The sequence below is a fragment of the Corynebacterium sp. HMSC063G05 genome, assembly GCF_001810555.1.
Classification (GTDB): Bacteria; Actinomycetota; Actinomycetes; order Mycobacteriales; family Mycobacteriaceae; genus Corynebacterium; species Corynebacterium jeikeium_D.
The window spans coordinates 1-14,007 of record NZ_KV801842.1; the positions used below are offsets into that span (position 1 = coordinate 1).

Genomic DNA, 14,007 nt, shown 5'->3' on the forward strand with positions numbered 1-14,007 from the left:
TGGCATGCGGACACACTTTTCTTTACTTAACCCGTCACAGGCATGTCACGACCGCGTGCGCGCGTCACGGTTTCATACAGCGTCGGTAACAAGTCGGTGGCACTGTCATGTCGGGTCTTTTGCCGTCGTCACGCACAACTAGTCCCGGCGGCATGAATCCTCGCATCATCGACAAGGACACCGGCGTCGAGCTGTGGACCGTCGCCGAATGCGCGGAGTTCACCGGTACCGCGCGCGGCACGTTCACCAGCTATGCGGGCCGTGGCAAAGCGCCGGTGCCGGCGGCGAAGCTCCACGGGCTGAACCCGCGGAACTCCGACGACGTGCGCGAGTGGCAGAAAGGCCACGAGGCGAAGGGCAAGTAGCCGGCCCAATCTCGGACCGGTCAGCCCGGCATGACCGGTCAGCCCAAGTAGTGGGCGGCGACGACGTTGGCGATCTCGTCGGCGTCGTTGTGGGCGACGAGCACGCCGTGGCCGTGGCCCGGCAGCTCGATGAGCTCGCCGCCCATGACCGCCTGCATCGCGCGGCCGCCCGTGCCGGTCACCGCCGCATCGCGGTCGTAGTGGAGCAGCAGCGGCTTCGACTCGAGGGCGTCGCCGCTGAGTTCCACGGCAGCGCCCTGCCCCGGCCAGCCGAGGCATAGCTGCCCCGACGACAGCGCATCGGCGTTGAGGCGGAAGATGTCGCCGCCGGTGAACTGGTCGAGGTACGTGCGGGGAATGCGGGACGGGTCGGCGGCGGTGACGTTGTCGTTGCAGATGATCGCCCGCTCGATGGTTCCCATCGCCTCGGTCTGCGCCATCATGTCTTCCGGGGTCACGCCCTCGGGTAGTTCGGGGGTCTCCACCTCGCCGGTGACCACGGCGTCGGCGATGTCGGGCCACATGCTCTCCGAGTACGTCGCCGCGAAGGTCTGCTGCAGCAGCACCGACTGATTGCCGGCGCCGGGGCGCATCAGGTTCGCCGCGAAGGAATGGCTGCGCCACGCGACGGGCAGAACGCCGTCGGCCAGCTGCATGAACGCCTCCGGGTCGTCGGCGAAGGCGGCGGGCACGTCGCCCACCTGCGTCGGCGGCGGGTAGACCTGACCCGGCGCGCCAACCTCCTCGTTGATGCGCTGCGACCAGCGCGCGTACACCTGCAGGGCGGTGGTGCCCAGGCCGTACTCGTCGTCACGGTCGGCGATCCACTGGAACATCGCGTTGAGAGCCTCGCGGCGCCACGGCTCGCGCGAGTCTCCGAGCCGAAAGTAACGGTCGGCAGGATCGACCGAGGAATCCAGCACCATCCGGCCCGTCTTGTCCGGGAACAGGGTCGCGTACGTGCTCATCAGATCCGTGCCGTAGGACAGGCCGTAGAGGTGCATGACGTCCTGGCCGAGCACGTCGCGGACATGGTTGAGATCGCGAGCGGTGTTCTCCGTGGTGATGGTCGCCGCGTATCCCGGTTCATTGGCTTCGCAGGAGGCGTACATCGCGCCGACCTGCCCGGAGAGCAGACCCGTCATCGGGATGTCCGCCACGTTGCAGTTCAGCGGGGTGCCCCAGGCCAGGCCGCGCGGCTCGACGGCGATGAGGTCGAAGTGCTCCCGGACGGCGGTCGGCATCCTCACGGCCTCGTCGGAGAACATTCCCAACGCGTCGCCGCCGGGGCCGCCCGGATTGCCTGCGATGACGCCACGGCGCTCCCCCGTCGCCGGAACCCGGCTGACAGTGAGGGAAATCGTCGCGCCCTCCGGGTCGGAATAATCACGTGGCACGTCGATGTCCGCGCACACGGTGCCCGGCGCGGTCATCGCCGCGGTCGGGCACGCGCCCCAGTCCAACCCGCCGAGATCGGCCGGACCGGCGGAGCCGCCGGCCGACGCCTGCGGCACCGACAGCAACGTGCCCGCCAGCGCGAGCGCCGTGACCGGGGCCAACGCCCTGCGGACGAAGGACGTCCGGGACGACGGGGCCGCTGAGACTCGGCTCGCGGACCGGGCCTCGGCACCGGTCTCCACAGAGGAGACGGCGGGGGACGCTGCGCCGAATGCGGCGGGGGACAACTTCTTCGTGGGGCGCACGGGGATAAACACCTTTCATCGACTGCAACGAACGGTATCAAACCGTAACGCCGACCGCACGCCGTTCAAGGCACGAAGATTAAGGCACCGGCCGCACGCTGTTCAACGCACGGAGATCAGGGCACGGACCGCACCCGGTACACCAGCACCGCACCGACGGCGGTGAGCGCGCCCGCGAAAACGTACAGGCCGGGGTACCCGCCGAGGTTCGCCAACGCGAAGGCGGCGAGCACCGGGGCGGCCATGTTCGGGCCGGCGACGGCGAGGTTCATGACGCCCACGTCACGCCCGCGCTCATCGGCCTTGGGCAGCACCTGGTTGATCAGGGCCTGATCGACGGCCATGAACACGCCCCACGACAGACCCAACAGCACCGCCGCGCCGACGACCATGGCGAAGCTCCCGGCGAACGCCATGATCGCGCAGGCCCCGGCGACGCCCATCGACGACAACGCCACGAACACCCGGCGCTTGCCCATCTTGTCGGACACTTTGCCCGACAGGATCGCGGTGACGATGACGCACAGGGCATACGCGCCGGTGAGGACGAGCACGCCGGCATCCGGATCGGGGTGGCCGATGTGATCGCGCAGGTAATAGAACAGGTAGAACAACGCGACCGAGTTGCCCGTGGTCACCAGGAACCGGGCGATGAACACCCACGTGAAGTCGCGGTAGAGCCCTCCGGGCACCTCGGCGACGGCGGGCACCACGGCGTCAGCGTCCCCGCCGGCGTCGTCAAGCACCGGAGATGCGGCCGCCTGCGACCGCACCCGGGACACGTCGCGGAAGCCCGGCAGGAACTGGCCGATGAGCACCAGCAGCAGCGCCGCGGTGACGATGTACGCCAGCCCCAGGTCGAACACCGTGGCCACGACGGTGCCCAGCACCACGCCGAGGGTGTACGTCAGCCCCAGCACACCCGAGACCACGCCGTACTGATTGTCCGGCACCGTATCCGGCGCCACCGCCTGGGCCGCGTTGATTGACGCCGCGATGGCCAGCTGGAACACCGCCCACCCGATGGTCAACGCCATGAAGCCCGGCGCGGCGCCCAGGAACACCAGCGACCCGGCCGCCGCCAGCCCGCCGAAGAGGATCCACGGGGCGCGGCGGCCCCAGCGCGTGTCCGTGCGGTCCGACAACCACCCGGCCAGCGGATGCCCGATGATGGAGAAGAACCCGCCGACCGCCATGAGGAGCGCGAACTTCTCCTCCTTCTCCCCCGGATGCCAGATGAGGATCTGCTGCGCCAACAACAGCTGCGTCGGCGCTGCCCACGAGATGTTCTGCCCCAGGTACAGCAGGCCGTACCGCACGATCCAGCCGGTGGTCACCGGCGTGCGCTGGGCGGGGTCGGCGGTGAAACGCCCGACGTCGGAGATGGCGCGTTCGGAGGAGCCGGCGTGTTCGGAGGAGCTCATCCCTGCACCCCATCCGGCTCCGGCGGCTGCGCCCGCACGTTGGGGTCGGTGTGTTCGTCCGCGACGGGGTAACGACGGCCTGCGGTGTAGCGCCGGTGCAGCTCCGGGGTGATCCGCCCGGTGCGGGCCAGCTCGGCCAGCAGGTGGCCCGACGGCTTCATCGTCCGTTCCTGCGTCTCGTAGTCCAGGTGGACGATGCCGAATCGCGGCTCTTCGCCGTCGGCCCATTCCCAGTTGTCCACGAAGCACCAGTGGTACCAGCGCTCGATGGGCACGTCCGACTCGGCGATGGCCCGCAGGTGCTCCAGGATGAACCGCGGCCGGAACGACTCCAGCCTGCGGTCGGCAGCCCCGGCGTCCGGGTTGGCGTAGTCCCCGGCCGGATTCGGCTTTTCGACGCCCGCGTCCACGCCACCGACCGACAGCTCCAGATCGCCGAGATCGCAGGTGCCGTTTTCGGTGATCCAGACCGGTCCGCCGAAACGCTCGTTCAGGTCGCGGGCGCATTCGACCAGGCCCTCGGGGTGGATTTCCCACCCGAGGTCGTTGACCGGAGCCCCGACGAAGGTGCCGTCGTCGAACTTGTCGACGGCCGTGCGCGAGTAGTAGTTCAGGCCCAGGAAGTCGTGGTGGCGGCCCGACGGCAACCCGCGGCCGACCTTCGCCCCGCCCAGCAGCGGATGGAACTTCCCCGCCAGATGCGCGTCGGCGACGATGTCCTGGAACAGATGCCGATTGATCCGCGCCAGGCCGCGGTGGATGGGGTTGCGCGGATTGCGCGGCGCGAACGCCCGTGCGTGGTGGGCGATGCCGACCTTCGCCCGATCCCCCTGGATGCCGTGGATGACCTCGTAACCGCGGATGTGGGACACCGCCATGTTGCGCAGCACGGCCATCGTGTCGCCCCACGAGCGGTTGCCCGGCGGGCCCGAGCGGAACATGTGCGCCTGGGTGGCGTACACGTTCGGCTCGTTGACGGTGATCCACTCGTCGACGAGGTCGTCGAGCGCCCGCACGGTCGTCTCCGCATAGCGCAGGAAAGCCGCCGGCGATTCATCGGAGGTGAAGCCGCCGCGCCGAGCGAACCAGAGCGGATTGACGAAGTGATGGAGCGTCACCAGCGGACGAATCCCCTTGTCCCGCAGGTCGGCAATCTCCTCACGGTAGCGATCCAGCACCGCATGGTCGAACTCCCCCGGCCGCGGTTCGATACGCGCCCACTCCACGCCGATGCGAGCGATGGGCAGACCCAGCGACGCCATGAGCTCGTTGTCCTCCCGCCACCGGTTCCAGTGGTCGGTGGCGCGCAGCGGGGTCGAACCATCGGCGATGTTGCCGGGCTCGCGGGCCCAATCGAACCAGTCGTTGTTCTCGTCACCGCCCTCGATCTGCCCGGCGGCCGACGCCGTGCCGATCAGCAGACCCCGCAGATCGACGTCGTGATGCAACGGCTTCGCGAGCGGCGACGTGCGCGGCTGAGGATGGAGAGTTCGGTCATTGGCAGGCACATTGGTTGACATGCCGACATCCTATGTCACACATCACGCCTAGTTTTTGGTTTTCAAACAAAATATTATGGGTTTCGCGCGTCGACGGGGTCGTCGTAAAGCAACCGAGTAGAGCAACCGGATCGTTCGCGAAAAATCCGCTCCCCCTGGAACGAATCGGAGCCCCGGCCCGTTGTTGACGATGTCCCCCCCCCAAAAAAAATCAAAAATCACGTTAGGAACCCCACTTGTCAGCCTTCTAAGCTGAAGACGCGGGTTCGATTCCCGTCATCCCCTCCACGCAACCGGGCGCATTGCTCCCGGTTTTTACTTTCTGAGCCGACGTCCGGGGACCAGAAATTCTTCTGACCTCTGTTCAGGATCCAGTGCTACGGGTACTCTGGGCACCATGAAGCCCACCATTATCGATGCCGATACTGGACACGAACTATGGACCGCGGTCGAATGCGCTGCTTTTTCCGGCACCGCACGTGGCACTTTCACCAGCTACGCTGGCCGCAAGAAGGCTCCTGAACCCGTCGCGAAGCTTCATGGGTTGACCCTGTGGGATTCCGAAGAAGTTCGCGCATGGCACGCCAATCGGAAGAGCCGCACCAAGAGCACCGACTCCGCCGAATCATAGATACCTACCCATACCCAATCATTTCCTGGTTCCCGAGCTACATCTGTCGGACAGATATGTAAGCTCGGGAACTTTTTTCGCTCTACATGCGTTATCTCAAGTAATTACAAGCAGTACCCGCAATTTCCTTTTTGGAGGCCTAGCCCATGGGGGCTTTAATCCTGATCGCGATCACCGTCGGCGGCGCAATTATCATCGCGTCGATGGCTCAAAACCGCTCTAACAGGGCCTTTGATGCTCGCCAGAACAATCAATTGGAAGACGCCGTCGCAGACGCCCGCCGATGGATTGAGCGACTGGGCTCACAGGTATTGAACCTGGCTGGCACCGATTCGGCTTCCACGCAGGCTCTTGCTGACGCATCCGAGCGCTACAATGCCGCTTCCTCGCAGATTTCTACTGCGCGCACCCCGGCACAGGCGCGAATGGCCCGCGAATCGGCGCTGGAGGGCCTGCACTACATCAATGCGGCTCGCGAAATTATGGGCCTGCCGGCGGGGCCGACACTGCCACCGCTGGAGGGGCAGAAGGCCGCTGGTTCTGTGACCGAAACTCGCACCATTGAGCACGAAGGCCACTCGGTTACCGCCTCTCCATACGCCACCCCGGAAACTCCGAACTACTACCCCGGTGGTCGTGTCGCTGGCCGTCCGGTTCCGGCCGGTTGGTACTCCGAGCCATGGTGGAAGTCCGCGCTCCGCACCGGTGTCTGGACCGCAGGCTCGATGCTGCTGTTCTCTACCCTCTTCCACGGTATGGCCGGTGTTGCCTACGGCGCTGATGAGTTCGCCAGCGGCATGGGCACCGGCGCTGACGACTTCGGCGGCACCGAGGACTTTGGAGCCGAAGACTTCGGTGGCGACGATTTCGGTGGAGATGACCTTGGCGGCGACTTCGGTGGCGGCGGTGCAGATGCCGGTGACGCAGGCGACGGCGGAGGCTTCTTCGACGGCCTCTTCGGTGGCGGCGACGGCGGCGGCGACGGCGGCGGATTTTTCGACGGCGGATTCGACGGTTTCGATATTTAGAAAAAGCCCGGCGCCGCTATTTCGCTAAATCCGCAAAAGGATCGACAGTGCCGTCTGTCTGAGGCCGATACTCAATTTTTCTGGCGGCGAATCGACCAGCTTCCTTGCCAAGGATGCTGCTAATTAAAGCAACAGCCATATCCATACCTGCTGCGACTCCTGATGAGCTCCAGCGATCTCCGTCTTCAACCCATCGAGCCGCTTTCACCCACGTCACTTCGTTTCCGAACGAGGTAGCCCAATCAAAAGCCAACTTATTACTAGTTGCCCGCTTTCCTTCAAGAAGCCCAGCCGCAGCAAGCAGTGCGGAACCTGTGCAAACCGATGCCACTAACCGCGCCCGGGATCCGAGGTTGTTGAGCCAGTCCAAAAACTCTGCATCGTCAACTAGTGTTCTACTCCCGGCTCCACCAGGAACTAGAAGAATATCGACCGTTTCGAGGTCAGTGGCACAACGTGTGGCGATAACCTGCGCCCCCCTGAGCGCTGGTTATCGGACCAGCAATGTTGGCGACATATTCGACCTCAATCTCTGGGACATGGCCAAAAAGGCCAACCGGTCCAAATACGTCCAAGAGCTCGAACCCGGGGAATAGCACAACAGTTACTCGGCGATGCGCTTCTTGATTTGTCATACGACAATTCCTACTCCGTCTACACATGAAAAAAGGTCTGGTCCCAGAGTTTTCTGGAACCAGACCCCTTTTTTATTCCTATCAACAGATAGCGAACAGCAATCCCTTTAAGCTTCTGGCAGCTCCGGGGCAACGCCAGTCTTTTCGTACTCTGCCAGAATGTCGATGCGGCGCTGGTGACGCTCCTCCTCGCTCCACGGCTGGGAGACGAAAGCATCGACGATAGCCAGGGCCTCTTCCTCAGAGTGCATACGACCGCCGAGGCCGATCAGCTGAGCATTGTTGTGCTCGCGGGCGAGCTTTGCGGTCTCCACCGACCAAGCCAGCGCACAACGAGCGCCCTTGACCTTGTTAGCAGCAATCTGCTCGCCGTTGCCGGAACCGCCGAGCACGATGCCCAGGCTGCCCGGATCAGCGACGGTACGGGAAGCCGCCTCAATGCAGAATGCTGGGTAATCATCTGCAGGGTCGTAGGTGTGAGCGCCGCAATCAACGACGTCGTGGCCAGCCTTCTCCAGGTGGGCCTTAATCAGGTTCTTCATCTCAAAACCGGCGTGGTCTGCACCAAGGTAAATACGCATGGCAGCAAGTTTAGCGGTTCCCACGGATTCCACGGCGCCTGCACCCGTTTTAGGTATTGCTTGACGACGTCTCCTGCGCAGCCGAATAGGGTGAAAAGTGACTGTATTTGCGTTTCAGCACGCCTTCGAAACCGGAAATTGGGTGCTTTTACCGTGTCTCCTGCGCCGCAAGCTCACTTCCAAGTCGATCCTGAAGCCCATGGCTCCCATGGGAATCATCACGCACCGGTGGTGCGAACGGTTCGGCATGACATCAACAAGAAACCATTTATTGTCATTTGGGAGGTCACGCGGGCTTGTGGCTTAGTCTGCAAGCACTGCCGTGCAGATGCGCAGCACGAGCCGCATCCTCACCAGCTTTCGACCACCGAGGGCAAGATGCTGCTGGAGACCTTGGCGTCGTATAGCAAGCCGAAGCCGCTTGTAGTGCTCACCGGCGGTGATCCTTTTGAGCGTGATGACCTGGAAGAATTGGTGCGATTCGGCACGGAGCAGGGCCTGAATATGTCGCTATCTCCATCGGTGACGCCGCGGCTCACGCCAGAGCGGATTCAGTCACTGCGTGAGGCCGGTGGCAAGGCGATGTCCATGTCGCTCGATGGCGCGACTGCCCAGACCCATGACAAGTTCCGTGGATTTTCGGGCACTTTTGAAAAGACGCTCGAAATGGCTCCGCACATCAACGAGGCCGGTTACCGGCTGCAGATTAACTCGACCCTGACCAAGGGAAATATTCATGAGGCGCCAGCGCTGCTGAAGACCGTCATGGAGATGCAGGCCAAGATGTGGTACGTCTTTTTCCTCGTTCCCACTGGTCGCGGTGCGGATTTGGGCGCATTGTCACCGGAGGAACGCGAGGATGTTCTGCACTGGTTGTCTGATGTGTCCAACCGAATTGCCATTAAGACGACGGAGGCGCCGCAGTATCGGCGCGTCGTCATGCAGCAGGAGGAAGCGAAGGAAAAGGGGCTGCCACCCTATGAGGGCGGCGAGCTCTACCGTTACTTGACCGAGGAAACGACAAAGCTGCTCGGTGCTGTGCCGGAAAAGCCACGTCGCCCGCGCTCCCCCATGGCCGTCAATTCCGGGTCAGGTTTTGCCTTCATTGACCACATCGGCGACGTCTACCCCAATGGCTTCCTGCCGCTTCACTGCGGAAATGTGAAGGCCACGCCATTCCAGGAAATCTATTCGAACTCGCCGGCGTTCAAGGCCCTTCGCGATCCGGACAATTGGCATGGAAAGTGCAGCGTCTGTGAATACCACAGCGTATGCGGTGGGTCCCGGTCGACCGCGTACGCGTTGACCGGGGATTACACGGCATCCGATCCAACCTGCGTCTACATTCCGCCGCGGTGGGCTGCGATGAGCGAAGAAGAACGGCAGGCCTCTACCGGGCAGAATGCTGGAGCCGGAGCGGGTTAGCTCTCCTAACTGCGCGCCCCAGCTGCTACTGCTTTCTTAGTCGAAGCGCGGGCTCTCAGTCCGGGAGCGCTTAATCTCGAAGAAGTACGGGTAGCTGGCAAGGGCGACCGAGCCGTCGAAGATCTTGCCCGCTTCTTCGCCGCGTGGGATACGGGTAAGCACTGGACCGAAGAAGGCAACGTCGTTAAGCTTGACCACCGGAGTGCCGACGTCGTTGCCGACCTCCTTCATGGCCTCTGCGTGGTTTTCACGCATGAGCTCATCGAACTCAGTGGTCAAGGCCTGGGCCAGTCGCTCTTCCGGCAGTCCAACCTCTGCGAGGGCTTCCTTAATCAGCTCGTCGAATGCGTGCTCCGGCTCGTCGACATGCGCGTGGCGATCGATGCGGTTTTCGTTGTGGACCTTCGTGCCCAGCGCGGTGTAGAGCTTGTCGACGGCCTCCTGGCCATCCTGGGAGAACACGGCGTTGAACAGGCGTGCCGGGGTCCAGTTGCACTGCATCATGAACTTGTAATCTTCCGGCAGTTCATCGCGGCCTTCATTGAGCACCGACAGGCTCATCGGCTTCCACTCGATCTCGATGTCGCGGACCTTTTCGACTTCCTTAATCCAGCGCGACGTCACCCAGCAAAACGGGCAGGAAACGTCGAAGTAAAAAGTGACCTTGTCTCGATTGCTCATGTGAAAGTCCTCCTAAAGCATTGATTGACTTATCAACGACTATAGGGCGGATTTTTTCGGCTCGCATTCATGAATTCGGATGGGTCCGAAGTTCTACCGGACCTGGTGTTAACTGGCTCCCCCATCGGGCGCCGTCTAAATCGCCTACCTAACCGTTCCAGGGCAAGCCCGTAGCCTCCAGGGAATCAGCGGCAGCCTCCAGGTAGGCAGGCCAGTCGGCGTAGTCCAGGAACTCCGAGCCCACCTCGTGGTCCATGGAGACCATCTTCCCCGAGCGCATGTCCAGACAGTAGTTGTTTCCGCCGAAGTCCATGACCAGTGGAATCCATGCCTCGTGATACCACTTGCCATCCGAGTCGGCGCTGTCCATGCTTTCGGCTTCAAAGTCATCGAACTCGCCGTCGGCCTGCAGCTGAGTCCACAGCTTGTAGTCATTCAGAATCGACTTAGGCGGTGCAATCCAGCCACCGTCCCACGGCTCACCGTCCACAGACGCGTGCCGCAGCCACGAAGCTCGCACGTAGTCTGGCAGCTTTACTCCGAGGTCAGCCTCAAGCTGATCCAGTTCCGCTTCTGTCGCCGGGGCCTCCAAAGCATCGTCGCCAAGCTTTGCTTCAATGCGATCCCACGCCGCGTTGACCCGTTCAACCTTGCTTGCATCATCACTGAGTTCGTACATGAAACGAAGTGTATTCACGTTCGGCTTTGCTCGCATGCCAAAGAAGCCAAAATCTCGCTCAATCGACCGCCAATCGACCGCCCGAATCGACACGCAATGAGCGAGGAAGTCGAGGTCACCCCGCCCACCACGCTACTGCCCGATTCCCAATCCGGGGTCGTGGTTACACTTGTCGCATGACTTCCACGAACCTAACCAGGACCGAGGCCGCCGACCGTGCGGCCATGCTCGAGGTGTCCCACTACGACATCTCCCTCGACCTTACGGCCGCACCGGTCGGTGGGCAGCACAGCGCACCAACATTCGCTTCCAAGACCACAATTTCTCTGAAAGCGAAGCGCGCTGGTTCCACCTTTATTGACCTGCGTGATGCGGTTGTCAAGAGTGTGACCATCGACGGCGTCGATGCCACGGAGGCCGCTCGCTATGACAGCGAGACCGGCATTAACGTAGACCTGACCGAAGGTGACCACACCGTCGTTATCGATGCGGACTGTCGTTACACCAATAACGGCCAGGGCATTCACCGCTTCCAGGATCCCGCCGATGGCGAAACCTACCTGTACTCGCAGTTTGAAACTGCCGATGCCAAGCGCGTGTTCGCCTGCTTTGACCAGCCGGATTTGAAGGCGACGTACTCCATCCACGTCGTGGCGCCGAAGGGCTGGAAGGTTATTTCCAACTCGGTAGCCAAGACCGGCACCACCACCGATGTCCACGGCAATGAGGCCGACACCTTCGACTTCTCAGTGGATGTTCCGCTGTCGACGTACCTCGTCGCAGTCTGTGCGGGCCCGTGGCACGAGGTCACTGACTCGTGGACCGGCACTGTCGCACCGCACCCGGAAACCCCTGCCGAGCACCAGCCGGACGGCGAGCTGACCATTCCGCTAGGAATCTACTGCCGCCAGTCCATCGCCGAGTACCTCGATGCCGACACTCTGTTCAAGGAGACCAAGGAAGGCTTCGACTTCTACGCCAAGCACTTCGGCGAGCCCTACCCGTTCGGCAAGTACGACCAGATCTTCTGCCCGGAATACAACATGGGTGCGATGGAAAACGCCGGCTGCGTGACCATCCGCGACGAGTACGTCTTTCGTTCCAAGCCCACCCATTACCTCTACGAGCGCCGCAACGACACCATCCTGCACGAGATGGCTCACATGTGGTTCGGCGATTTGGTCACCATGCAGTGGTGGGATGATCTCTGGCTCAACGAGTCCTTCGCTACCTGGTCGGCTGCCGCCGCACAGGTTGAGGTTTCCGATTACAGCCACGCCTGGACCACCTTCGCCAACGTAGAGAAGGCCTGGGCCTACAAGCAGGATCAGCTGCCGTCGACGCACCCGATTGCCGCCGATGCCAGCGACATTGACACCGTCGAGCAGAACTTCGACGGCATCACCTACGCCAAGGGCGCGTCCACCCTCAAGCAGCTGGCCGCCTACGTTGGTCAGGACGCCTTCCTCGCCGGTGCTCGTCTTCACTTTTCCCGCCACCGCTTTGGCAACGCCACCTTCGCGGATCTGTTGGAGGCGCTCTCCGAGGCCTCCGGTCGCGATCTGTCTGGCTGGGCCGATCAGTGGCTGACCACCACCGGCATCACCACCCTGGCGCCAGAGTTCCATCAAGAGGACGGCAAGTACACCTCCTTCGCAGTCACGCAGGAAGGCGCCGAGCCGGGTGCCGGTGAACTCCGTGATCACCGAATCGCAGTGGGCATCTACAACCTGCGCGGCACCGGCGCGGACGCTGTACTTGAGCGCACCAAGCGCGTGGAAATCGACGTCCGCGGTGCCCGCACCGATGTCCCAGATCTGGTCGACACACCAGTTGGCGACGTCGTGCTGGTTAACGACGACGACCTCACCTACAGCATGATTCGCCTGGACGAAGGCTCGCTTGCCACCGTCATCTACAACATCGGCGCTTTCACCGATTCGATGGCGCGCACACTGTGCTGGTCCGCCACCTGGCAGATGGTTCGCGCAGGCCAGATGCGCGCTCGCGACTTCGTCAACCTGGTGCTTCGCGGCATCCCGGGCGAGGATAAGCTCTCCGTCTTGGAGCGCGTCATCGCTCAGGCGGTCAGCGCCGTCAACGTCTACGCCGATCCTCAGTGGGCCGAGTCCACCGGCCGCGATCTGCTGGCTCAGGGTCTGTTGGACTACGCGAAGAAGGAAACCGACGCCGACCGCGCCCTGGTTTTCGTTAACGCTCTGGCTACCGTGGGCTCGTCGAATAGCGACGTCGCCGACGCACTGCGCGCCATCTACGCCGGCGACGCCGACAAGGCTGGCTTCCCCGCTGTCACTGTCGACACCGACATGCAGTGGCGCGCCTTGAAGGCTCTGGTTTCCGCTGGTCTCGAAGGCGAGGAGGCCATCGCAGAGCTTGAAAAGACCGACAATTCAGCACTCGGCGCACAGGCCGCCATCGCCTGCCGCGCCTCCGTGCCGACGCTCGCCAACAAGTCCCGCGTCTGGGCTGAGGCGACTGTCTCCGGCGACGACGCCCCATCGAACCTTGTCATTCGCCACCTGCTGGCCGGCTTCAACGCGCCGGGCTCGGGTGCAGTGCTCGCGCAGGCGCTTGACGACGACTCCCGCGCCACCATCAACGCGGAGCAGTCGGCAACCTCACTGTCGGAGCACTTCTTCGCTGTTGCCAACAGCTGGTGGAAGCAGTTCTCATCCGAGACGGCACAGACGCTGCTCGAGGGCTTCTACCCCACCTGGGAGATCAGTGATGAGGCAATTGCAGCCGCTCAACGTCTGCTCGACAGCGACGAGACTGCATCGCCGGTCAAGCGCATCATCTCTGAGCAGCAGTTCCTGGTGAAGCTCGCTCTTCGCGCCCGCGAGTTCGACGCGAAGTAACAAGTGATTTCGGCCGGCACTTTGGCCGTTATCGTTTTCGTGGCATCAAGTCGATAGACTTGGTGCCATGACAACTTCTCAGACGCTCTTTGACTCCGTCGGCGGCGAGGATGTCTTCAATCGCATCGTCCATGGTTTTTACACGCGCATGCGTTCTGATGACCTCATCGGCCCGATGTACCCCAGCGATGACTGGGAGGGCGCCGAGGATCGACTCCGCATGTTCCTCGTCCAGTACTGGGGCGGGCCGCGTTCGTACAGCGAACAGCGTGGTCATCCGCGCCTGCGCATGCGCCACATGCCGTTTTCCATCGGCGAAGCCGAACGCGACCGCTGGCTGGAGATCATGAGTGCCTCACTCGCAGACATTTCCGATGACGAGCTCCCCCGCCCCCAGCGCGAAGCCATGTGGAACCACATGGTGCAGGTTGCTGACATGCTCATCAACCGCTTCGACGCGCAGTAGGAATTAGGCCC

Annotated in this window: 13 protein-coding genes and 1 pseudogene; 6 read left to right on the forward strand and 8 right to left on the reverse strand. The window is 62.8% G+C overall.

From position 1 onward, the window contains the following. Positions 1–152 precede the first annotated feature (152 nt). Positions 153–365, forward strand: coding sequence for a hypothetical protein (locus tag HMPREF2751_RS02280; RefSeq protein ID WP_048735147.1), 213 nt, complete (start codon positions 153–155; stop codon positions 363–365). Between the two features lie 38 nt (positions 366–403). On the opposite strand, the gene HMPREF2751_RS02285 is transcribed toward HMPREF2751_RS02280, so the two are convergent. The 3 genes from HMPREF2751_RS02285 to HMPREF2751_RS02295 all read right to left on the reverse strand — a co-directional run bounded on the left by HMPREF2751_RS02285 (position 404) and on the right by HMPREF2751_RS02295 (position 5,012). Beyond that, positions 404–1,924 (reverse strand): alpha/beta fold hydrolase, encoded by a 1,521-nt coding sequence (locus tag HMPREF2751_RS02285; RefSeq protein WP_126107929.1) that lies wholly within the window; start codon positions 1,922–1,924, stop codon positions 404–406. Between the two features lie 260 nt (positions 1,925–2,184). Further along, positions 2,185–3,492 (reverse strand): MFS transporter, encoded by a 1,308-nt coding sequence (locus tag HMPREF2751_RS02290; protein WP_016422298.1) that lies wholly within the window; start codon positions 3,490–3,492, stop codon positions 2,185–2,187. Continuing rightward, complete coding sequence (locus HMPREF2751_RS02295) at positions 3,489–5,012, reverse strand: glycoside hydrolase family 1 protein (protein ID WP_049170990.1); 1,524 nt, start codon at positions 5,010–5,012, stop codon at positions 3,489–3,491. The genes HMPREF2751_RS02290 and HMPREF2751_RS02295 overlap by 4 nt, the downstream gene beginning before the upstream one ends. 376 nt (positions 5,013–5,388) lie before the next feature. Between HMPREF2751_RS02295 and HMPREF2751_RS02300 the strand changes: the two genes are divergently transcribed. Then, positions 5,389–5,622: a hypothetical protein gene (locus tag HMPREF2751_RS02300; protein ID WP_048734899.1), complete on the forward strand. Its 234-nt coding sequence runs from the start codon at positions 5,389–5,391 to the stop codon at positions 5,620–5,622. Between the two features lie 146 nt (positions 5,623–5,768). Beyond that, the gene (locus HMPREF2751_RS02305; protein ID WP_016422295.1) at positions 5,769–6,650 is read left to right on the forward strand and encodes a hypothetical protein; all 882 of its coding nucleotides are present in this window, start codon (positions 5,769–5,771) and stop codon (positions 6,648–6,650) included. A 16-nt stretch (positions 6,651–6,666) separates the two neighbouring features. Here the strand turns inward: HMPREF2751_RS02305 and HMPREF2751_RS10975 are convergent, their stop codons facing one another. The 3 genes and pseudogenes from HMPREF2751_RS10975 to HMPREF2751_RS02315 all read right to left on the reverse strand — a co-directional run bounded on the left by HMPREF2751_RS10975 (position 6,667) and on the right by HMPREF2751_RS02315 (position 7,866). Continuing rightward, on the reverse strand, positions 6,667–6,795 hold the full coding sequence (locus tag HMPREF2751_RS10975; RefSeq protein ID WP_256364755.1) for a hypothetical protein: 129 nt from the start codon (positions 6,793–6,795) through the stop codon (positions 6,667–6,669). A 36-nt stretch (positions 6,796–6,831) separates the two neighbouring features. Then, a pseudogene (locus HMPREF2751_RS10870) lies at positions 6,832–7,116 on the reverse strand (DJ-1/PfpI family protein); the annotation flags it as partial. Between the two features lie 276 nt (positions 7,117–7,392). After that, a complete protein-coding gene (locus tag HMPREF2751_RS02315; RefSeq protein WP_005511109.1) occupies positions 7,393–7,866 on the reverse strand; it encodes a ribose-5-phosphate isomerase in 474 nt (157 codons plus the stop codon). A gap of 228 nt (positions 7,867–8,094) precedes the next feature. On the opposite strand from HMPREF2751_RS02315, the gene HMPREF2751_RS02320 reads away from it, so the two are divergent. Next, positions 8,095–9,291: a TIGR04053 family radical SAM/SPASM domain-containing protein gene (locus HMPREF2751_RS02320; protein ID WP_070429500.1), complete on the forward strand. Its 1,197-nt coding sequence runs from the start codon at positions 8,095–8,097 to the stop codon at positions 9,289–9,291. Between the two features lie 36 nt (positions 9,292–9,327). Here HMPREF2751_RS02320 and HMPREF2751_RS02325 read toward each other — a convergent pair whose 3' ends face one another. Next, complete coding sequence (locus HMPREF2751_RS02325; protein WP_049193750.1) at positions 9,328–9,972, reverse strand: mycothiol-dependent nitroreductase Rv2466c family protein; 645 nt, start codon at positions 9,970–9,972, stop codon at positions 9,328–9,330. A 148-nt stretch (positions 9,973–10,120) separates the two neighbouring features. After that, a complete protein-coding gene (locus HMPREF2751_RS02330; RefSeq protein ID WP_224783792.1) occupies positions 10,121–10,651 on the reverse strand; it encodes an SMI1/KNR4 family protein in 531 nt (176 codons plus the stop codon). A 176-nt stretch (positions 10,652–10,827) separates the two neighbouring features. Here HMPREF2751_RS02330 and pepN point away from each other — a divergent pair, with 176 nt between their 5' ends. Together pepN and HMPREF2751_RS02340 are read left to right on the forward strand one after the other, a co-directional pair. After that, positions 10,828–13,530: an aminopeptidase N gene (gene pepN, locus HMPREF2751_RS02335; protein WP_070595306.1), complete on the forward strand. Its 2,703-nt coding sequence runs from the start codon at positions 10,828–10,830 to the stop codon at positions 13,528–13,530. Between the two features lie 67 nt (positions 13,531–13,597). Further along, positions 13,598–13,996 carry a globin gene (locus HMPREF2751_RS02340; protein ID WP_049189869.1) on the forward strand — a complete coding sequence of 133 codons (399 nt, stop codon included), beginning with the start codon at positions 13,598–13,600 and terminating at the stop codon, positions 13,994–13,996. Positions 13,997–14,007 lie beyond the last annotated feature (11 nt).